A 19308-nucleotide genomic window follows, 5' to 3' on the forward strand; every position below is an offset into this window, starting at 1 on the left:
CACTAACGCTCCTGGTTGTAGGTGCTGTCAGGGCCGAGGCCCTGGCCATTCGTGGTGTCACTGCCTGCACTGCGTCCCCGCTGGACGCCGCGGCGCAGGTTGCTCAGCCGACCCCGAACGTCCTCGGGGTCGCGGGAGACCTGGGGGCCTCCCTGTGGGGTCTGTTCCGCCGTGCCCTCGACCAGGTTGGCCTTGGGCACCCGCTTCGGGAGACCGGACGGGGTGATCCCACCCGCCTTGGGCTCCTTCAGCGACTCGGCGCGCTGCCAGCGGTCGTCATTGGGCGACGCACGCCAGTTGCTCTCGCTGTTGCCGACGCTGTTGCCGAACGCGTCACCGGTCGGGGCCGGGGCGCTGCCGGTCGCACCGGCTCCGCCGCGGCGCGGAAGACCCGCAGCGGTGGTGTCGTGTACTGCGGACGGGGCCGGCCCGGGACGGTCGAAGCCTACGCGCTCGGCGCCGTTCGCGGGAGCCGCCGGACCAGATTCCGGTTCCGGAGAGTACTCGGCCTGATACGCGCCCGAGTTGTTCTCGTATCCGTCACGCGTCGGCCAGTCGTCCTGGTGAGAGCGGTCGGGGTAGGCCACGAAGGGCTCGGAGACAGCACCCGTACGAGCGGCGTGATCGTCGTGACCGGCCTCCGTATAGGGGGCGTCCTGGTAGCCGTCCTGCGCCGGGTAGTACGCGTCGTCGTACGCCGGCTGCGCGACCTGGCCCTGGTTGTAGTCGTCGTACACCGGAGCCTGCTGGTCGTACGCGGGCTCGTAACCGCCCTGCTGCGGGTCCGTCTCGTCGCGGAAGAGCGGGCGGCCGTCGCCGGACTGCGCCTGCGCCTCCAGGGCGGCACGCCGCTCCTCACGCATCAGCGAGCGGCCCACGGGGTCGAGATCCGGGGAGTCGACGCCGTCGCCGTTGTAGCGGCTGTCGTCGAAGCCCAGCTCGGCCGCCGTACGCATCGGCTGGTGGTTGAAGGCCGGCTGCTCCGGGGCCTGCTGCTCCGGCATGATCGAGGAGACCGTGAACTCGGATTCGGGCAGCTGGTGTTCGCCGCCGCCGCCGTGCGTGATCCCGTCGGGGAGCATGACGAGCGAGGTCGTGCCCGCCTGCTCGCCCGAGGGGCGCAGCTGGACGCGGATGCCGTGCCGGTCGGACAGTCGGCCGACCACGAACAGACCCATGCGCTGGGAGATCGCGGCGTCCACCGTCGGCGGGTTGGCCAGCTTGTGGTTGATGTCCGCGAAGTCCTCGGCGGTGAGGCCGATGCCCTTGTCGTGGATCTCGACCATGACGCGGCCGTCGGGAAGACGGGTCGCGGTGACGCGGACCTTGGTCTGCGGCGAGGAGAACGTGGTGGCGTTCTCCAGGAGCTCGGCGAGCAGGTGCACGAGGTCGGTCACGGCGAGGCCGTGGATCTCGGCCTCGGGGACGCCGGACAGCTCGATGCGCTCGTACTGCTCCACCTCGGAGGACGCGGCGCGCAGGACGTCGACCAGCGGGACCGGCTGGTCCCAGCGGCGGCCCGGCTCCTCGCCGGAGAGGACCAGGAGGTTCTCGCCGTTGCGTCGCATACGGGTCGCCAGGTGGTCCAGGCGGAAGAGGCTCTCCAGCTGGTCCGGGTCGGCCTCGTTGTTCTCCAGGTCGGTGATGAGGGTCAGCTGGCCCTCGATCAGGGACTGGTTGCGGCGCGAGAGGTTGGTGAAGATCGCGTTGATGTTGCCACGGAGCAGGGCCTGCTCGGCGGCGAGCCGCACGGCCTCGCGGTGCACCTGGTCGAAGGCGCGGGCGACCTCGCCGATCTCGTCCGTGGAGGAGATCGGAATGGGCTGTACGCGGGTGTCGACGCGACCGGGGTCGGTGCGCGAGAGCTGGTCGACCAGCATCGGCAGGCGCTGCTCGGCGATGCCGAAGGCGGCGGTCCGCAGCTGACGCATCGCCTTGGACATCTGGCGGGCCATCATCCCGGCCAGGATGAAGGCGGCGAGCAGCGCGACCACGACGATGGCGCCGGTGATGTACGCGTTGCGCTGGGCGTTGGCGGCGATGTCCGACGCCTCGGTCACGGCCTTGTCGGCGAGGTCGGACTCGATGGTCCGGTACGCGTCGAACTTGGCGGACGTGGTGGCCCACCAGGTTTCCTTGGTGACGCCCTTACCGGCGAGCGTGACGCGGGCGCTGGGCTGCGTGCTCGGCAGCGTCGCGATGGCCGAGACCATGTCCTCCGCGGACGGCGGCGGGACGAACGTCTTGCCCTGGGCCTTGGCGGCGGCAGCGGCCTGCTTGGCCTGCTTCTCGCCGTCGGCCGTCAGCTTCTTCTTGGCGGCCTCGAGCTTGGCGACGTCCTCGGGAGTGCCACCGCCCCTGTACTCCTCGATGGCGATGCGCTCGAGGTAGGCGTACGAGGAGAGTGCGACCTTCTGCTTGCCGAAGCTGCTCGCGGTCGGGCCGGGCTTGACGAGGAGGTGCATGCCGATGGAGCGCTCGAGCGAGAGCGCGGCCTTGGTCAGCGAGATGGCGTAGACCGTGCGGCCGTAGCTGGTGATGTTTCCGGTGCCCAGACCGAGCTCGTTGGCGAACTCCATCAGGGGGTGCTGGATGGCGACGTAGCCCTCTTCGGTCTGCGCGCCGGAGAGCTTGGAGGTGTACGCGGCCTGGCGCAGCGACTGGAGACCCGGCTCCACCTTGTGGAAGCCGTCGAGGCGGCGCTTGAGGCCTTCCTTCTGCGGCATGTTCTCGGCGGCGGCGTCGAAGTCGTCGGCTGCCGCGTCGGTGGCCTTGCGGGCCTTCACGACGGCCGGGTCGTTCTTCTCGCCGCGCAGCAGCGGAGCGGCGGAGATGTCGCGCTCTTCGATGAGGCGGTTGCCGTAGTTGAGCGAGGCCTGCACGAGGCGGGCCGTGCTCTCGGCGTCCTGGGCTTCGCTCCAGGTGTCGATCGAGCCCTTGACCTGGAAGCCGCCCATGACGAGGCCGACCAGCACGGGTATGAGGAGGATCGCGTTCAGGCGGGTCGGCACGCGCCAGTTGCGCGGCGACATTCTGCCGCCGGTGGGCGCCGGCGGCTCCATGCCCTGCACATCGGTGGGGGACGCCGCTGCGCGCGGCGGCGGGGTGAAGTTGCCCCGCGTGTCCCGCGTATGCGGCGGTGCGGGGCTCGTCTTGCTTCGCCTCACTCGACCAACAACCTCTCGGCGGCGGGACCTACACCGGTCCCGCTGTCGTCTCCAAGGCCCGTGCTACTGGGCAGTTCAGCGCATTCCAGCACGTCAGGGCGTCGTCTACCAAACAGTGGGAAGGGGAAGTTCCGAGTGGTGTAAGCCTCAGATAAAACGGTCAAATAGAGCGAGCCCCGCCAAAAGGCGGGGCTCTTGTGCGCACAGCGACACCGGATGACCGCGACGCGTGGCGGCGCCCGGCGAATTCTCTGTCGAAACGTTATGAACAGAGCGGTCATCCGTGTCAAAGGACACAGACCGCACTGTGGAATCTACGGTAACTGCCGTACTGCCTCGTCTACTTGAGTCGTGCCATGAGCGCGTGCTCGACCAGCGTGATCAGGCCGCTCTTTGCGTCCGCACGGTGTCGCGCGTCCGTGGTGATGATCGGCGTGTTGGGGCCGATCTGGAGAGCTTCGCGCACTTCATCGGGGGTGTACGGCTGGTGGCCGTCGAAGCCGTTGAGGGCGATGACGAAGGGCAGGCCGCTGTTCTCGAAGTAGTCGACGGCCGGAAAGCAGTCGGCGAGACGGCGGGTGTCCACGAGCACGACGGCGCCGATCGCGCCGCGTACGAGGTCGTCCCACATGAACCAGAAGCGGTCCTGTCCCGGTGTACCGAAGAGGTACAGGATCAGGTCCTGGTCCAGGGTGATACGGCCGAAGTCCATGGCGACGGTCGTCGTCGTCTTGTCCCCGGTGTGGGTGAGGTCGTCGATGCCCGCGGACGCGGACGTCATGACGGCCTCGGTGCGCAGCGGGTTGATCTCAGAGACCGCTCCGACGAACGTGGTCTTGCCCACGCCGAAGCCGCCCGCCACCACGATCTTCGCGGAAGTGGTGGAGCGGCCTCCGCCGCTGCTAGAGCTTGCGAAGTCCACTGAGCACCCTTTCGAGCAGTGTCACGTCAGGCTGACCGCCGGCGTTCTCGTCGCCGCCGGGCTGGTGAATGGCGACGAGCCCGGCCTCGGCCAGGTCGGCCACGAGGATCCGGGCCACGCCGAGCGGCATGGAGAGCAGGGCCGACACCTCGGCCACCGACTTGACCTCACGGCAGAGGTGGCAGATGCGCTGGTGCTCCGGGAGCAGCCCCATCAGCTGGGCCGGGTCGGCCGTCGTGCTCACCAGCGCCTCTATCGCGAGCTGGTAGCGGGGCCTGGTCCGGCCGCCGGTCATCGCGTAGGGACGCACCAGCGGCTGGTCGCCTTCAATGCCGTACGACGCGTGAGAGCCGTACGGGTCGTGAGAGGCGTTGGGCGGGGTCATGGATCCTCCGGGCGGGACAGCAGGTGGTCTGCGAGCCGTCTGATAGAGCCGGTGGGGGGCACCAGGTTGGCCGGACGGTGGTCAGTACGTTCGGTCGGTGGGGCGGCCGATGGAGAGAGTCAGTGCAGCAGGCTGCCCTGCAGTTCGGCGCGGAGGTCCGGGGTGAGGACGGCGCCCGCGCGGTCGACGAGGAGCGCCATCTCGTATCCGACAAGGCCGATGTCGCACTCGGGGTGCGCGAGCACGGCCAGGGACGAACCGTCGGAGACCGACATGAGGAAAAGGAACCCCCGCTCCATTTCCACCACGGTCTGGGTGACGGCGCCGCCCTCGAAGATCCGCGAGGCCCCGGCGGTGAGGGAGGTCAGACCCGACGCGACCGCGGCCAGCTGGTCGGCGCGGTCACGCGGGAAGCCCTCGGACATCGCCAGAAGCAGGCCGTCGGCGGAGACCACGACCGTGTGGGACACCCCGGGGGTGTTGTCCACGAAGTTCGTGATCAACCAGTTCAGATTCTGTGCCGCCTGGCTCGGACTCAACTAACGCTCCTGCTGGTGAGTGGGGAAGCTGCCGGTCTGGCCGGTACCGGCCTGGCGACCCTGCTGGATGCCCCGACGGAGATTCGTCAGCCGGCCGCGCACGTCGTCGGGCGCACGCGAGACCTGCGGGCCCGTGCTGTCCTGCTGCTGCTGTGCGGTCCCCGCGACGAGGTTGGCCCGCGGGACGCGGCGCGGCAGTCCGGATGTGGTGACGCCACCGGCGGACGGCTGCCGGACGCGCTCGGCCTGGCGGCCCAGTTCGTCGTTCGGCGAGGTGCGCCAGGACGCGGCGCTGCCGTTCGTGACGTTGCTGCCGTTCCCGCCGCCGGTTCCGTTGGACGCGGGGGCGGTGGCTCCGGTCGGGCGCTGGGGCGCGGCCGGATTCTGCGGCTGCTGTGCCTGCGGCCTCGACGGGAGGGGTGACGAGGGCGACGACGGCGACGACGGCGACGAGGACTGCGGCCGCTGCGGGCGCTGGGGCTGCTGCTGCTCGGGGGCGTTGCCCTGGGGCGCCTGATGCCCTTGCTGCTGCTGTTGCTGGAACCAGTTGGTCTCCAACGTGTCGAACAGCGGGGTACGGCCGTCGCCGGGACCGGCGGGCGGCAGGCCCTCCGGCTGCACGGGCTGCTGCGGCTGCGACGGCTGCTGCGGCACCGGCGGGATGCCCTGCTGACCCGGGCCCTGCGCACCCTGGCCCTGACCGGGGTTCTGACCGCGCCGAGGCGTCCCGTCGTTGTATCCGGGAGCGCTGGTGCCGGGACGCTGGAACTGCCCCGTACCGGAGGTGGAGTCCTGACCGCCGAAGACGTCCGGGCGGACGAACTGACCGGTGCCCTGCTGGCCCTGGCCACCCTGTTGCGGCGAACCCGTCCCGGGCGGCGGCCCGTTGAAGTCAGGCCGCGCGAACTCGGCGGTCGAACCGGGGCCCTGGGCGGCGGCGCCGGCCGAGGGGTGCGGGAACTGTCCGGTGGACTCCGGCTCCTCGTGGCCACGCGGGGTGTCGAACGGCTCGCGCGAGATCTGCGGCTGCGCGTTCTCGTCGCTCCAACTGGGCACCCGCGGCTGCGGGTTGCCCCCGGGGAGCTCGGCACGCGGACCACCGCGCGGCGGCAGCTGCGGCCGGCGCCCCTGGCCCCCGGCGTCGTTCGCGGAGCCGGAGGGGTTCGAGGAGCCGGAGGGGTTGCCGGGCCCTGCGGGATTCACCGGATTCGTACGCTGCTGGGGCACGGGAGGCTGCGGCGCGGGCGCCTGACCGCGGCCACCGCCCTGCCCGCCTCCGAAGAGGCTGCCGCCGGACGTGCCCGGGGCGCCGGCGCCCTGTCCGGGCGGGCCCTGACGGGAAGGCTGCTGACCGGACTGCGGGCCCGCAGGAGCGGAGGGCGCACCGTTGCGCGGCCCCGGGCCCGCGTCACGCGAGGGCAGCGCGGCCCGCGGTCCCGCGCCGGTGACCTGACCGCGCGGCGGACCGGCACCGAGCCTGCCCTGGGAGCCCGCGGGACCCGCGGAGCCGGGCGCACCGTTGCCGCCACCGTTCCCTGCGCCGACTCCGCGACGCGCTGCCGCGGCACCCGCCGAGGCCTGCGCGGCGACAGGGCCACCGCCCTGGCCGGGCACGGGCGCACCGGGCTTGTTCGGCGCCTTCTTGCCGCCCTGGGCGACATCGATGGGCAACATGACGAGCGCGGTCGTGCCGCCGGAGTCCGAAGGACGGAGCTGGATGCGGATCCCGTGGCGCTGCGACAGACGGCCGACCACGAACAGACCCATGCGGCGCGAGACCGAGACGTCCACGGTGGGCGGCGACGCGAGCCGCTCGTTGATCGCCGCGAGGTCCTCGGGCGAGAGGCCGATGCCCGTGTCGTGGATCTCGATCAGCACACGCCCGTCGGGCAGCGCGTGACCGGTGACCTTGACCTTGGTCTGCGGCGATGAGAACGACGTCGCGTTCTCCAGGAGCTCGGCGAGCAGGTGCACGAGGTCGTTGACCACGCGTCCGGCGACCTCGGTCGTCGGGACCGCGGAGAGCTCGATGCGCTCGTACTGCTCCACCTCGGACGCGGCGGCACGCAGCACGTCGACGAGCGGAACGGGCCGGGTCCAGCGGCGGCCGGGCTCCTCACCGGCGAGAACGAGGAGGTTCTCGCCGTTACGGCGCATGCGGGTCGCGAGGTGGTCGAGCTTGAACAGCGAGGAGAGCTGGTCGGGGTCGGCCTCGCGCGACTCCAGCTCGGAGATGAGCGAGAGCTGGCGCTGGATGAGGCCCTGCGAACGGCGCGAGAGGTTGGTGAACATCGCGTTGACGTTGCCTCGAAGCAGCGCCTGCTCGGCGGCGAGGCGGACGGCCTCGCGGTGCACGTCGTCGAAGGCCGCGGCCACCTGGCCGATCTCGTCCCTGGAGTGCACACCGACGGACTCGACGGAGGTGTCGACGTCCTGCGGGTCGGCCTCGGAGAGCTGCTTGACGAGCTCGGGCAGCCGGTCCTGGGCGACCTTGGTCGCGGTGTCCTGGAGGCGCCGCAGCGAGCGGATCATGGACCGGGCCACGACGAAGGCGCCGACGAGCGAGACACCGAGGACGAGCAGGATCAGCGCACCGTTGAGGATGGCGGCCTGCTCGGACTCGTTGCGCAGCTCGCGGGCCTTCTGCTCCATCTCGTTGAGCAGCGTGAGCTCGATCTTGGACATCGCGTCGATCTTGGTGGTGTCGGCGTCCACCCAGTCCTTGTACGAGCGCTTGTCCTGGAGCTTGATGCCGCCCTGCTGCCCGAGCACGCGCTTGGCGTAGGAGTCGGCGCCCTTGATCGAGGAGTTGCCGCCGTCGATGGGCTTGGTGACCTCGTCGGCGTTGCCCGCGTAGATGCCCTTGAAGGCATCCAGCTTGGAGTTCTCCTTGTCGAGCGCGGAGAAGCCGTAGCGCCGGTCCGTCTCGGAGATCTTGCCGAACGTGCTGTCGCCCGCGGGAAGCGAGGCGGCGATCACGGCGCGCTGCACCGAGGCGTACTCCTTGGCGGAGGAGAAGGCCGTCAGGGCGCGGGTGCGCTGGATCATGTCCGGGTTGCTGGTCGCCTGCGCCATGTCCGAGGACAGGGTGAGCAGCTGCTCGATGAGCTGGCTGTAGGCGTCGACCGTCTGCGAGGTGGAGTTCTCGTCCTTGTACGCGTCCTTGCGGACCTTGTTGATCTGCTGGAGCTGCTGGGTGATCTCGACGGTGTTGGCGCGGACGCCCAGGAGGCCCTTGTCGCCGTCCGTGTTGTCGAGGTCCTGCGTCTCCTGGAGGAAGCGGTTGTACGCGCGGTCCGTCTTCTGCCGGGAGCCCTTGACCACGTAGTCCGAGGAGTTCGCACCGTGCGCGAGGGGACCTGCCGAGCGGTCGCGCTCCTCCTGGAGCGCGGAGGCCAGCTCCGTGGCCCGCTTGGTCATGTCGGTCAGCAGCTTCATGTTGTTGAGCTGCTGGATCTCGTCCATGGACTCGTTGATGCGGAGCGCGCCGAGCGAGGTCGCGGTGATCACGGGGAGCGCGAGCAGCGAGACGAGTCGGGTGGAGATGCGCCAGTTGCGCAGGGCTATTCGCGAGCCGGGGCCGGTGGGCGACTTCACGGTGCCCGTCGTACTGCCCGATGCCGCGGTGGGCACGCTCACGCCGCCGGCTCCGCGCGTGGCTCCGGTGCTGTTGTCGCCGGACGGTGCCTGCCCGGGGTTCTGGGCGTGCTGGGCCGAGGCGCCGCGGTCTGTCCCGCCGCGCTCCGGCTCCGCCGCAGCGCTGCTGCCATCCCTCTTGAAACGTCCCTGCACTAGCGTCGCAACCTCTGGACCAGGCGTCCCTCCGCACAAACGGCGGGACGGTGTCGGCGTCGTGGGGCGCAGAACGCCCCATGGTGGTCGTGAGTGACCGGCGCTGGCTCCCCTTTCCCGCCGCCACTCGGCGCTTCGTTGCGCCCCTGCGCGCCGGTTCGATCCCGCGGCGGTCCCGGGAATTCCAGCACAGTGCAGGATCTCCAACAAGGCCCGTGTGTCTGGTCGGGCTCTCCGTGACACGGCGTGAGTGGCGCGTCACGAGACGTAGAAAGTGATCTGGGGCAAAACGGTTGATTGGGCCCAGGGGGGCCGGCGGTAAGCGGTGTCCCAGTCTTCATGATCGGGAGCGGAATGATGGCTTCAGTGACGCAATGTCCGATTCCAACAAGCCCTTCACGGGCCTGAATTGACCCATTTGCCCGCTAGCTCGTGAGCAAACTCACATCAAGATCAAGGCCTCATCCTGGCTTTGGCCGGGAATTGGATGTTTAGCCTGACGCTTTACAGGGATGGCGAATCCGACAACCCGCGTCCGCCATGCGACGCCTCAACTGACAGGGCCCGAACAGCAGATGAAGACTGTGAAGTCGGCGATGTTCCGCAACATAGCCAACCCGCGCCGCACCACCCTCGCGCACCTCACGGATGCCGACGAGGTCCAGCCGGCCGCCGACCAGCCGGAGCATGCCGTGGAACTCCCCACGGTGACGGCCAACCCCCGCCGCACGGTCCTGATGGACGCCCCCGAGGCTTTCAGCCCGGCCGGCGTGTGAGGACGAGCGCGCAGCGCGATCAACGGGCGGCGAAGCCGCAGGGTCACAGGAGGCTTGGCGGCACACGGCCACGTTAGCCTGGGGTGTCAGACTTTCCCTCCAGCAAAGGGCACCGCTCTTGCGCATCGCCAGGTTCTCCATCGACGGCAACGTCGCCTTCGGCGCGGTCGAGGGCGAGAGTCCCCCCGGAACGACCGATGGGCTCGTCCTCGACATCATCAAGGGCATCCCGTTCGCGGACTTCGAGCTCTCCGGCACGAAGGTCCCGCTGAGCAAGGTCAGGCTGCTGCCTCCGGTGCTCCCCAACAAGGTCGTGGGCATCGGCCGCAACTACGCGGACCACGCGGCGGAACTCGGCAACGAGGTCCCGGACGTCCCCGTCGCCTTCTTCAAGCCGTCCACCTCGGTGATCGGCCCCGGCGACTCCATCGCGTACCCCTCCTTCTCGCAGGAGGTGCACTACGAGGCCGAGCTGGCCGTGGTCATCGGCCGCATGTGCCGCGAGGTCCCGCGCGAGCGCGCCCGTGACGTCATCCTCGGCTACACCTGCGCGAACGACGTCACCGCGCGTGACGTGCAGAAGCGCGAGAAGCAGTGGGCCAGGGCCAAGGGCTTCGACACCTCGTGCCCGCTCGGCCCCTGGGTGGAGACCGAGCTCGACCCCTCCGACCTCACCATCCAGTGCACGGTCAACGGCGAACAGCGCCAGCTGGGGCGTACGGCCGAGATGGTCCGCTCCATCGAGGACCTGATCGTGCACATCTCCGAGGCCATGACGCTGCTCCCGGGCGACGTCATCCTCACGGGCACCCCGGCAGGCGTCGGGCCGCTCAACGTCGGCGACGAGGTCGCCGTCACCATCGAAGGCATCGGCACTCTCACCAACAAGGTGATCAAGCGTGGCTAACGCGACCCCCGTACGCGTACGGTTCTGTCCCTCGCCGACCGGCAACCCCCACGTGGGCCTGGTCCGCACCGCTCTCTTCAACTGGGCCTACGCCCGGCACAACGAGGGCTCCCTGGTCTTCCGCATCGAGGACACCGACGCGGCCCGCGACTCGGAGGAGTCGTACGAGCAGCTCCTGGAAGCGATGCGCTGGCTGGGCTTCGACTGGGACGAGGGCCCCGAGGTCGGCGGCCCGCACGCGCCGTACCGCCAGTCGCAGCGCATGGACATCTACCAGGATGTCGCCGCCAAGCTCCTGGACGCGGGACGCGCGTACTACTGCTACTGCTCCACGGAGGAGCTCGACACCCGCCGCGAGGCCGCCCGCGCCGCCGGCAAGCCGTCCGGTTACGACGGCCACTGCCGCGACCTGACCACCGAGCAGCGTGCCGCGTACGAGACGGAGGGCCGCAAGCCCATCGTCCGCTTCCGCATGCCCGACGAGGCGATCACCTTCACGGACCTGGTCCGCGGCGAGATCACCGTCCAGCCGGAGAACGTCCCGGACTACGGCATCGTCCGCGCCAACGGAGCACCGCTCTACACCCTGGTGAACCCGGTCGACGACGCCCTGATGGAGATCACCCACGTCCTGCGCGGCGAGGACCTGCTCTCCTCGACCCCGCGCCAGATCGCCCTCTACGGCGCGCTGGCCGACCTGGGCATCGCCAAGGAGACCCCGGCCTTCGGCCACCTCCCGTACGTCATGGGCGAGGGCAACAAGAAGCTGAGCAAGCGCGACCCCCAGGCCTCGCTCAACCTCTACCGCGAGCGCGGCTTCCTCCCCGAGGGCCTGCTGAACTACCTGTCCCTCCTGGGCTGGTCGTTCTCCGCGGACCAGGACGTCTTCTCGATCCCCGACATGGTCGCCAAGTTCGACCTCGCGGACGTGAACGCCAACCCGGCCCGCTTCGACCTGAAGAAGGCCGAGGCGATCAACGCCGACCACATCCGCATGCTGGACGTGAAGGCGTTCGCGGCGGCCTGCGAGCCGTGGCTGAAGGCCCCGCACGCCAACTGGGCCCCCGAGGACTTCGACCAGGCGGCCTGGGAGGCCATCGCCCCGCACGCCCAGACCCGCATCAAGGTCCTCTCCGAGATCACGGAGAACGTGGACTTCCTCTTCCTCGACAAGCCCGTCGATGACGAGGCGTCCTGGACGAAGGCCATGGGCAAGGGCGACCCCGCCGCGCTCCTGACGACGGCCCGCGCCAAGCTCGACGCCGCCGACTGGACGTCGCCCGAGTCCCTCAAGGAGGCCGTCCTGGCCGCCGGAGAGGAGCACGGCCTGAAGCTCGGCAAGGCCCAGGCCCCGGTCCGCGTCGCCGTCACCGGCCGCACGGTCGGCCTGCCCCTCTTCGAGTCCCTGGAGATCCTGGGCAAGGAGAAGTCGCTGGCCCGCATCGACGCGACCCTGGCGAAGCTGGCCGCGTAAGAACGCATGACAGCAGAGAAGGACCCGCAAGCCACCACGGCTCCCGGGTCCTTTTCTGCTGTGCTGTCTGTGGCGTGCTCAGGCGTGGTCGACGAGATAGTGGCTCTCGTCGAAGATCTCCAGCACAACGATCACCATGACAGCCCCGGCCACCATGTATTCGAGTACAACGCCGGGGCCACGTACGCCTTGCGCAAGTGCTCGTCAGGGCCGAGCTGGGCGGTTGCCGTCTTGTGGAACGGGTCACGGGCCAGCACGCGCAGAGCCTTGTCCAGCTGGCCCTGCCGCTCGCCGGGGAAGGCGTCGTACGCCGCGCGGGCCTCAACAGTGAACTGGACGCGGTAATCGGTCATGGGTGGGGCTCGGTCTCTCACTCGTCGGTCCACCTACGCTAAGTCACCCGAGCCAGGCGAGGCATCCGCTTCCGGGAACCGGCGGAGCTGCGCGTCCTCTGCGTCCGCGACCGCTTCGAGGCCGTCCTGTGCGCAGCGGACCTCGGCGTCTCCAAGCCCGTGGCCGAGGCCTTCCTCGCGGTGTGCACGGCGATGGGGCTGCGGCCGGACGAGATCGCCTACGTGGGGGACCAGCCGGAGATCGACGCCAGAGGCGCCCGGGACGCGGGTCTTCTCGGGATCTGGCTGGACCGCAACAGCGCTGCCCAGGAAGGCCCGTCGGGGGTGCACCGCATCACGCGTCTCACCGAGCTGCCGCCGCTGCTCCGCGCCGATACCCGTTTTGGAGCGCCGTCCACCTTCGGGTAATGTTCTTCCTGCGCCGCCCGAGAAGGCCGAAAGGTCCGGACAGGGAGGCGTAAGTCGAAGCAAAACTCCTGCTAGGGGTTGCGTATCGATGGCCTATGGTGTAATTGGCAGCACGACGGTTTCTGGTTCCGTTAGTCTAGGTTCGAGTCCTGGTAGGCCAGCTCGCAGAGCTTATCTGCAACGCCCCCGTTGTGTAGCGGCCTAGCACGCCGCCCTCTCAAGGCGGTAGCGCCGGTTCGAATCCGGTCGGGGGTACAGATCCTTCCCATGGAAGCAGTCAGGGTCGCACCCACTGCTACCGATGCAGGATCGCTAGGGCCCCCGTTGTGTAGCGGCCTAGCACGCCGCCCTCTCAAGGCGGTAGCGCCGGTTCGAATCCGGTCGGGGGTACGCAGGGTCTAGCTGGTCTAGACCACAGTGGGCTATGGTGTAATTGGCAACACGACGGTTTCTGGTTCCGTTGTTCTAGGTTCGAGTCCTGGTAGCCCAGCGCAGTACGGCAGGACGAAGCAGTACAGCAGGACAAGCTAGCCCCCGTTGTGTAGCGGCCTAGCACGCCGCCCTCTCAAGGCGGTAGCGCCGGTTCGAATCCGGTCGGGGGTACAGGAGAAGGGGCCTTCCCGTAAGGGAGGGCCCCTTCGTCGTTACTCCGAAGTCCCCTGCCCGAAGCGGTGGTTGGACTCCTCCGCCTGCGCGATCCTGCGCAGCGCGAGCAGCACGGGCTCGTACAGCACGGTGAGCGCGACAGCCGCCTGCAACTGTTCTTCCGACGACTCGTACCGCTCGATCAAGTCCAGGTCGGCGACGGCCAGTTGGCGTCCCGCCCGCGCGTAGGGCGTCAAGTCGTCGACGGTGCACGGATATCCGAGCCGGGCGAGGGTACCGACCGCGGTCGCGAGCATCCCGTACGCCGGCGAGGCGGCCCCGTACGCCTGGGCGTACTCCCAGCCGAGCCGTTCGAGCAGCGCGTCGACGGTGCGCCGCGCCGCCTGTGCGTGCGTGTCGTCCTCGGCGGTCTCGCGGCCGTGAGGGAGCGCCCAAACAGCCACGCCCAGGCGGGAGTTGTGGTCCAGGGAGTCGTCCTCCAGGGCGGCGAGCACCTCCCGGGCGGAGGCGATCGGTACCCGCCCCACCTGGATGAGCGCCCGGACGAGGCGCAGCCGCCGCAGGTGTTTCTCGTCGTACTCGGCCTGCGTCGCCGTCACGCGGCGGCCGGGCGGAAGCAGACCCTCGCGCAGGTAGTACTTGATCGTGGCCGTCGCGACCCCGCTGCGCGTACTGAGCTCCGCCAGTCTCATCGGCTCACTTCTCCTCTTTCCTCTTGCGCATCCACTTGGGGAGTGGCACTATCCAATCATGGATAGCGAAACTATCCAACGCTCTCTGAAGGGGGAACCATCGTGAGCACCCAGCCGATCGAAGGGCGCATGACCGCCGACGCGCAGGGCGGCATCACCGTCTTCAACATCGGGATGCGCATCAACAACTTCCGTGCCGTGCGCAGCTGGTGGCCCGTCTTCCGTGCGATGCCGCGGATGCTCAGGGAGCTGTCCACGGACCGGGGGAGCGGCATGCTCGGCTACCAGCTCCTGCTCGGCGGGCCGCGGGTGCTGTACGTCGTGCAGTACTGGGAGTCGTCGGAGAAGCTCCTCGCCTACGCGTCCGATCAGGGCAAGGAGCACCGGCCCGCCTGGGCCGCCTTCAACCGGCGGATGCGGGAGGGCAAGGGAAAGGTCGGCTTCTGGCACGAGACGTATGTCGTGCCGCCGGGCGCCCACGAGGCGGTGTACGTCAACATGCCGGAGTTCGGCCTGGGCAAGGCCATCGGCGTGGTCCCGGTCGGCAGGCGCGGGGACAGGGCCGCCGACCGGCTCAAGGCGGCCTGAGGGCGTCCCGGGAGCCCCGGGAGCGCACAGGAAAACGCCCGAGGGGCCGCCGCGGCGTTGAGGCGGCTCCTCGGGCGTTCTGTGTGCTGTCTGCGGGTGGTGTGGCTCGGCCCGCGGCGGCGAGCCCGTCCGGGTCAGCCCGTGCGGCGCAGGGCCTCGGAGAGGCGCCCGGCGGCGTCGATGATGGCCTGGGCGTGCATCCGGCCCGGGTGACGGGTCAGGCGCTCGATCGGCCCGGAGACCGAGACGGCGGCGACGACGCGGTTCGAGGGGCCGCGCACGGGGGCGGAGACGGACGCGACGCCCGGCTCCCGCTCGCCGATCGACTGGGCCCAGCCCCGGCGGCGTACGCCCGAAAGGGCCGTGGCCGTGAAGCGGGCGCCCTGGAGGCCGCGGTGCAGGCGCTCCGGCTCCTCCCAGGCCATCAGGATCTGCGCGGAAGAGCCCGCCTTCATCGTGAGCGTCGAGCCCACCGGGACCGTGTCCCGCAGGCCCGAGAGGCGCTCGGCGGCGGCCACGCAGATGCGCATGTCGCCCTGCCGGCGGTAGAGCTGCGCGCTCTCGCCCGTCACGTCACGCAGGTGCGTGAGGACCGGGCCCGCCGTGGCGAGCAGACGGTCCTCGCCGGCCGCCGCCGCGAGTTCCGCGAGCCGCGGGCCGAGAATGAAACGGCCCTGCATGTCGCGCGCCACCATCCGGTGGTGTTCCAGTGCCACGGCGAGGCGGTGTGCCGTGGGTCGTGCGAGTCCGGTGGCCGCGACCAGCCCCGCGAGGGTGGCCGGACCGGACTCCAGGGCGCTCAAGACGAGAGCCGCCTTGTCGAGAACGCCGACGCCGCTAGAGTTGTCCATGCGTCGATACTCGCGTCTCACTCTGTGAAACGCAAGTTCAATTTTCGATGGAACACGTCACCCTGGGACGTGCGATCCGCGGACCAACGGATAGCGGTCAACGCGCGGCACGAGGGGTACGGGCGTGGACGAACAATTCTCTAGTTGGGCCGGCCCAACACAGCCGGTCGGAGGGAAAGCGATGGGTAGGACACTCGCGGAGAAGGTCTGGGACGACCACGTCGTCCGGCACGCCGAAGGCGAGCCCGACCTCCTCTTCATCGATCTGCACCTGCTGCACGAGGTGACGAGCCCGCAGGCCTTCGACGGCCTGAGGCAGGCCGGCCGCCCGGTGCGGCGCCTCGACCTCACCATCGCCACCGAGGATCACAACACCCCGACCCTCGACATCGACAAGCCCATCGCGGACCCGGTCTCGCGGGCGCAGTTGGAGACGCTGCGCAAGAACTGCGCCGAGTTCGGCGTACGTCTGCACTCGCTGGGCGACGTCGAGCAGGGCGTCGTCCACGTGGTGGGCCCCCAGCTGGGCCTGACCCAGCCCGGCACCACCGTGGTCTGCGGCGACTCCCACACCTCCACGCACGGCGCTTTCGGCGCGCTGGCGTTCGGCATCGGCACCTCCCAGGTCGAGCACGTCCTGGCGACGCAGACGCTGCCGATGGCCCCGCCGAAGACCATGGCCATCACGGTCGACGGCGAACTGCCCGACGACGTCACGGCCAAGGACCTGATCCTCGCCATCATCGCCAAGATCGGCACCGGCGGCGGCCAGGGCTACGTCCTGGAGTACCGAGGCTCCGCCATCGAGAAACTCTCGATGGAAGCCCGCATGACCATCTGCAACATGTCGATCGAGGCCGGTGCCCGCGCGGGCATGATCGCCCCCGACGCCACCACCTTCGACTACATCGAGGGCCGCGACCACGCCCCGAAGGGCGAGGAGTGGGACGCGGCTGTCGCGTACTGGAAGACCCTGAAGACGGACGACGACGCGGTCTTCGACGCCGAGGTCTACATCGACGCCACCCAGCTCGCGCCGTTCGTCACCTGGGGCACCAACCCGGGCCAGGGAGCGCCGCTCTCGGCGCAGGTCCCCGATCCCGCTTCGTACGAAGACGCGTCGGAGCGGTACGCCGCCGAAAAGGCCCTGGAATACATGGGGTTGACCGCGGGGCAGGCGCTGCGCGACATCAAGGTCGACACCGTCTTCGTAGGTTCGTGCACCAACGGCCGCATCGAGGACCTGCGTGCGGCGGCCTCCATCGTCGAGGGGCGCAAAGTCGCCGACGGCGTACGGATGCTGGTCGTCCCCGGTTCGGTGCGGGTCGCTCTGGAGGCCGTCGCGGAGGGCCTGGACAAGGTCTTCATCGCGGCGGGCGCCGAATGGCGGCACGCGGGCTGCTCGATGTGCCTGGGCATGAACCCCGACCAACTGGCGCCCGGCGAGCGCTCCGCGTCGACCTCCAACCGCAACTTCGAGGGCAGGCAGGGCAAGGGCGGCCGCACCCATCTGGTGTCGCCCCAGGTCGCCGCCGCCACCGCGGTGACGGGCCACCTGGCCTCGCCCGCCGATCTGACCGACGCCCCCGTCACCGCCGGAGTCTGAGAGCCATGGAAGCATTCACCACGCACACCGGCCGGGCCGTTCCGCTGCGCCGCAGCAACGTCGACACCGACCAGATCATCCCCGCCCACTGGCTGAAGAAGGTCACCAGGGACGGATTTGAGGACGGGCTCTTCGAGGCCTGGCGCAAGGACGGCGAGTTCGTCCTGAACAAGCCCGAGCGCCAGGGGGCAACGGTCCTGGTCGCAGGACCCGACTTCGGTACGGGCTCCTCGCGCGAGCACGCCGTGTGGGCACTGCAGAACTTCGGCTTCAAGACGGTCATCTCCTCGCGCTTCGCCGACATCTTCCGCGGCAACTCGCTGAAGAACGGCCTGCTCACCGTCGTGCTCGACCAGAAGGTGGTGGACGCGCTCTGGGCGCTGACCGAGAACGACCCGCAGGCCGAAATCACCGTTGACCTGCAGGATCGCCAAGTTCGCGCCGAGGGCGTCACCGCAGACTTCGAACTCGACGAGAACGCCCGCTGGCGTCTCCTGAACGGTCTGGACGACATCAGCATCACGCTCCAGAACGAGCCGGACATCGCCGCGTACGAGTCGGGCCGACGCTCGCACAAGCCGCGGACGGTGCAGGTCTGACACCCCCGCAACACCCTGGTGTACCCCCAATCGTGGACGGTTGGGGGTACATCTGTGTCCGGGCCTTTCGGGGTGCCCGATGACCTGAACGGGTGGTATCAACTCCCTTGATTCGGACGGCAGAAGAGGCTTGAAATCCCCTTGTACTCGGTCGGAGCGGGTACCCTCAGGAGGGCGCCGGATGTGGGTAGTTACCCCCTGCGGAGGCGACAACTCGCCCCAGATGGCACAATCGGTGCATGGAACGTGACAGCCAACTCGAGCTCTACGGGCTTGTTGCGGACCAACTGAAGGAAGCGCACTCAAAGGTGCGTGCACTGCAAGTCCCGGAGGGCGTACGGATGGCGCTGACCCGGAAGCTGCTGGTCATTACGGCCGCGGCCAAACACGATCTCGCCGATGCGGCAAGGCGTCTGGAGCGATTGATGGCGGACCTCGAGGAAGCTGACGAGGGCCGATTCCCCGAAGACACCTGAGCCACAAGGCTCAAACGACCCTTCGAGGAACCTTCGAGGAACTCATGGACAGTCGAGTTCGTTGCGGCACAAGGGTGATTAGCCCGTTTCGTGTTTGATTTGCGGTATATATCTGCCTAACGTGCGAAAAAGCCTGGCGAATACGCTCGGGCGAGGTCTCCGAAGGGGAAGACGTGAACAAGGCGCAGCTCGTAGAAGCGATTGCCGACAAGGTGGGCGGCCGCCAGCAGGCCGCCGACGCCGTGGACGCGGTTCTGGACGCAGTTGTCCGTGCCGTGGTCAGCGGAGACCGTGTTTCGGTCACCGGGTTCGGCTCGTTCGAGAAGGTCGACCGCCCGGCCCGTTACGCCCGCAACCCGCAGACCGGGGAGCGCGTTCGGGTCAAGAAGACCTCGGTGCCGCGCTTCCGCGCCGGACAGGGCTTCAAGGACCTGGTGAGCGGCTCGAAGAAGCTCCCGAAGAACGACGTCGCGGTCAAGAAGGCGCCCAAGGGCAGCCTTTCGGGCGGCGGTGCTTCGGCGACCGTCAAGAAGGCAGCGGCCAAGAAGGCCACGGCCAAGAAGGCGACGGCGAAGAAGGCCGCCACCGCCAAGAAGGCCACCGCCAAGAAGACGACGGCGACGGCGAAGAAGGCGACCGCCAAGAAGACCACCGCCAAGAAGACGTCGGCGACGGCCAAGAAGGCGGCCACGGCCAAGAAGGCGACGGCCAAGAAGGCCAGCCCCGCCAAGAAGGCCACCGCCAAGAAGACCGCGCCGGCCACCAAGAAGGCCACCGCGAAGAAGACCGCTCCCGCCAAGAAGTCGACGGCGCGCAAGACCACCGCCAAGAAGGCCACCGCCCGCAAGAAGTAAGGGCACGAGGGCACTCACGCGCCGGGCCGGGCTCCCAACCGGGAGCCCGGCCCGCGGCGTGTGTGGGGGCCGTACGGGGCCTGAGACAGAGCCCTGGTGCTCAGAACGTCTGCAGCGTCACCAGGGTGATGCGCCGCTGCTCGCCCTCTCCCTCGACCTCGATCCGCACCCGCTGGCCGGGCCGCAGGAGCCGCAGGCCGCCCGCGTCGAACGCCGGGGGGTCGAAGGGCACCGGAGTGCCGTCGTCGAGCAGCACGCTGCCGCTGCGGGTCTCGGAGTCGTACGTGTACGCGGTCGCCTGCATGGGGGAAGC

At 69.3% G+C, this 19308-nt stretch carries 17 protein-coding genes, 5 tRNA genes and 1 pseudogene; 14 read left to right on the top strand and 9 right to left on the bottom strand.

The genetic code is table 11. The features are described from left to right. Positions 1–2: 2 nt before the first annotated feature. The 5 genes from ACZ5WE_RS26940 to ACZ5WE_RS26960 form a co-directional block, all read right to left on the bottom strand. Entirely contained in the window at positions 3–3167 is a 3165-nt protein-coding gene (locus ACZ5WE_RS26940; RefSeq protein WP_467693024.1) for a nitrate- and nitrite sensing domain-containing protein, read from the bottom strand. A 340-nt stretch (positions 3168–3507) separates the two neighbouring features. Then, positions 3508–4089, bottom strand: a complete 582-nt coding sequence (locus ACZ5WE_RS26945) for an ATP/GTP-binding protein (protein WP_160507410.1) — start codon at positions 4087–4089, stop codon at positions 3508–3510. After that, complete coding sequence (locus tag ACZ5WE_RS26950) at positions 4070–4474, bottom strand: DUF742 domain-containing protein (protein WP_190084712.1); 405 nt, start codon at positions 4472–4474, stop codon at positions 4070–4072. The genes ACZ5WE_RS26945 and ACZ5WE_RS26950 overlap by 20 nt, the downstream gene beginning before the upstream one ends. A 119-nt stretch (positions 4475–4593) precedes the next feature. Then, on the bottom strand, positions 4594–5013 hold the full coding sequence (locus ACZ5WE_RS26955) for a roadblock/LC7 domain-containing protein (protein ID WP_098244998.1): 420 nt from the start codon (positions 5011–5013) through the stop codon (positions 4594–4596). Beyond that, a complete protein-coding gene (locus tag ACZ5WE_RS26960; RefSeq protein WP_467693022.1) occupies positions 5014–8805 on the bottom strand; it encodes a sensor histidine kinase in 3792 nt (1263 codons plus the stop codon). Between the two features lie 575 nt (positions 8806–9380). Here ACZ5WE_RS26960 and ACZ5WE_RS26965 point away from each other — a divergent pair. The 3 genes from ACZ5WE_RS26965 (at position 9381) to gltX (ending at position 11962) form a co-directional block, all read left to right on the top strand. Next, positions 9381–9581, top strand: coding sequence for a hypothetical protein (locus ACZ5WE_RS26965; RefSeq protein ID WP_467693219.1), 201 nt, complete (start codon positions 9381–9383; stop codon positions 9579–9581). Positions 9582–9699: 118 nt separating this feature from the next. Continuing rightward, the gene (locus ACZ5WE_RS26970) at positions 9700–10488 is read left to right on the top strand and encodes a fumarylacetoacetate hydrolase family protein (RefSeq protein ID WP_467693020.1); all 789 of its coding nucleotides are present in this window, start codon (positions 9700–9702) and stop codon (positions 10486–10488) included. After that, entirely contained in the window at positions 10481–11962 is a 1482-nt protein-coding gene (gene gltX, locus ACZ5WE_RS26975) for a glutamate--tRNA ligase (protein ID WP_467693018.1), read from the top strand. Before ACZ5WE_RS26970 ends, gltX begins: the two co-directional genes overlap by 8 nt. Positions 11963–12093: 131 nt before the next feature. Here gltX and ACZ5WE_RS26980 read toward each other — a convergent pair whose 3' ends face one another. Further along, positions 12094–12315, bottom strand: a complete 222-nt coding sequence (locus ACZ5WE_RS26980) for a hypothetical protein (protein ID WP_467693016.1) — start codon at positions 12313–12315, stop codon at positions 12094–12096. An 84-nt stretch (positions 12316–12399) separates the two neighbouring features. Here ACZ5WE_RS26980 and ACZ5WE_RS26985 point away from each other — a divergent pair. The 6 genes and pseudogenes from ACZ5WE_RS26985 to ACZ5WE_RS27010 all read left to right on the top strand — a co-directional run. Beyond that, positions 12400–12723 (top strand): annotated as a pseudogene (locus tag ACZ5WE_RS26985) (HAD family hydrolase); the annotation flags it as partial. 89 nt (positions 12724–12812) lie between these two features. After that, a tRNA-Gln gene (locus tag ACZ5WE_RS26990) sits at positions 12813–12884 on the top strand. 21 nt (positions 12885–12905) lie between these two features. Next, positions 12906–12978: transfer RNA gene (locus tag ACZ5WE_RS26995), tRNA-Glu, on the top strand. 62 nt (positions 12979–13040) lie between these two features. Beyond that, positions 13041–13113 (top strand) — tRNA-Glu (locus tag ACZ5WE_RS27000). 28 nt (positions 13114–13141) lie between these two features. Further along, positions 13142–13213, top strand: a tRNA-Gln gene (locus ACZ5WE_RS27005). A gap of 40 nt (positions 13214–13253) precedes the next feature. Next, positions 13254–13326, top strand: a tRNA-Glu gene (locus tag ACZ5WE_RS27010). Between the two features lie 41 nt (positions 13327–13367). On the opposite strand, the gene ACZ5WE_RS27015 is transcribed toward ACZ5WE_RS27010, so the two are convergent. Then, positions 13368–14021 (bottom strand): MerR family transcriptional regulator, encoded by a 654-nt coding sequence (locus tag ACZ5WE_RS27015; protein ID WP_467693014.1) that lies wholly within the window; start codon positions 14019–14021, stop codon positions 13368–13370. Between the two features lie 129 nt (positions 14022–14150). Between ACZ5WE_RS27015 and ACZ5WE_RS27020 the strand changes: the two genes are divergently transcribed. Beyond that, positions 14151–14609, top strand: a complete 459-nt coding sequence (locus ACZ5WE_RS27020) for a DUF4188 domain-containing protein (protein WP_467693218.1) — start codon at positions 14151–14153, stop codon at positions 14607–14609. A 134-nt stretch (positions 14610–14743) separates the two neighbouring features. On the opposite strand, the gene ndgR is transcribed toward ACZ5WE_RS27020, so the two are convergent. Then, positions 14744–15460, bottom strand: a complete 717-nt coding sequence (ndgR, locus tag ACZ5WE_RS27025; protein ID WP_053137572.1) for an IclR family transcriptional regulator NdgR — start codon at positions 15458–15460, stop codon at positions 14744–14746. Positions 15461–15641: 181 nt separating this feature from the next. On the opposite strand from ndgR, the gene leuC reads away from it, so the two are divergent. From leuC to ACZ5WE_RS27045, 4 genes are all read left to right on the top strand, one after another. After that, the gene (leuC, locus tag ACZ5WE_RS27030) at positions 15642–17066 is read left to right on the top strand and encodes a 3-isopropylmalate dehydratase large subunit (protein WP_467693012.1); all 1425 of its coding nucleotides are present in this window, start codon (positions 15642–15644) and stop codon (positions 17064–17066) included. A 5-nt stretch (positions 17067–17071) separates the two neighbouring features. Then, complete coding sequence (leuD, locus tag ACZ5WE_RS27035) at positions 17072–17665, top strand: 3-isopropylmalate dehydratase small subunit (protein ID WP_467693010.1); 594 nt, start codon at positions 17072–17074, stop codon at positions 17663–17665. Positions 17666–17904: 239 nt separating this feature from the next. After that, complete coding sequence (locus ACZ5WE_RS27040) at positions 17905–18141, top strand: SCO5555 family protein (protein ID WP_467693008.1); 237 nt, start codon at positions 17905–17907, stop codon at positions 18139–18141. Between the two features lie 173 nt (positions 18142–18314). Beyond that, a complete protein-coding gene (locus tag ACZ5WE_RS27045; protein WP_399396159.1) occupies positions 18315–18995 on the top strand; it encodes an HU family DNA-binding protein in 681 nt (226 codons plus the stop codon). 100 nt (positions 18996–19095) lie between these two features. Here the strand turns inward: ACZ5WE_RS27045 and ACZ5WE_RS27050 are convergent, their stop codons facing one another. Next, positions 19096–19299 carry a hypothetical protein gene (locus ACZ5WE_RS27050; protein WP_190084725.1) on the bottom strand — a complete coding sequence of 68 codons (204 nt, stop codon included), beginning with the start codon at positions 19297–19299 and terminating at the stop codon, positions 19096–19098. Positions 19300–19308 lie beyond the last annotated feature (9 nt).

Source organism: Streptomyces sp. NPDC033180, from assembly GCF_055577645.1.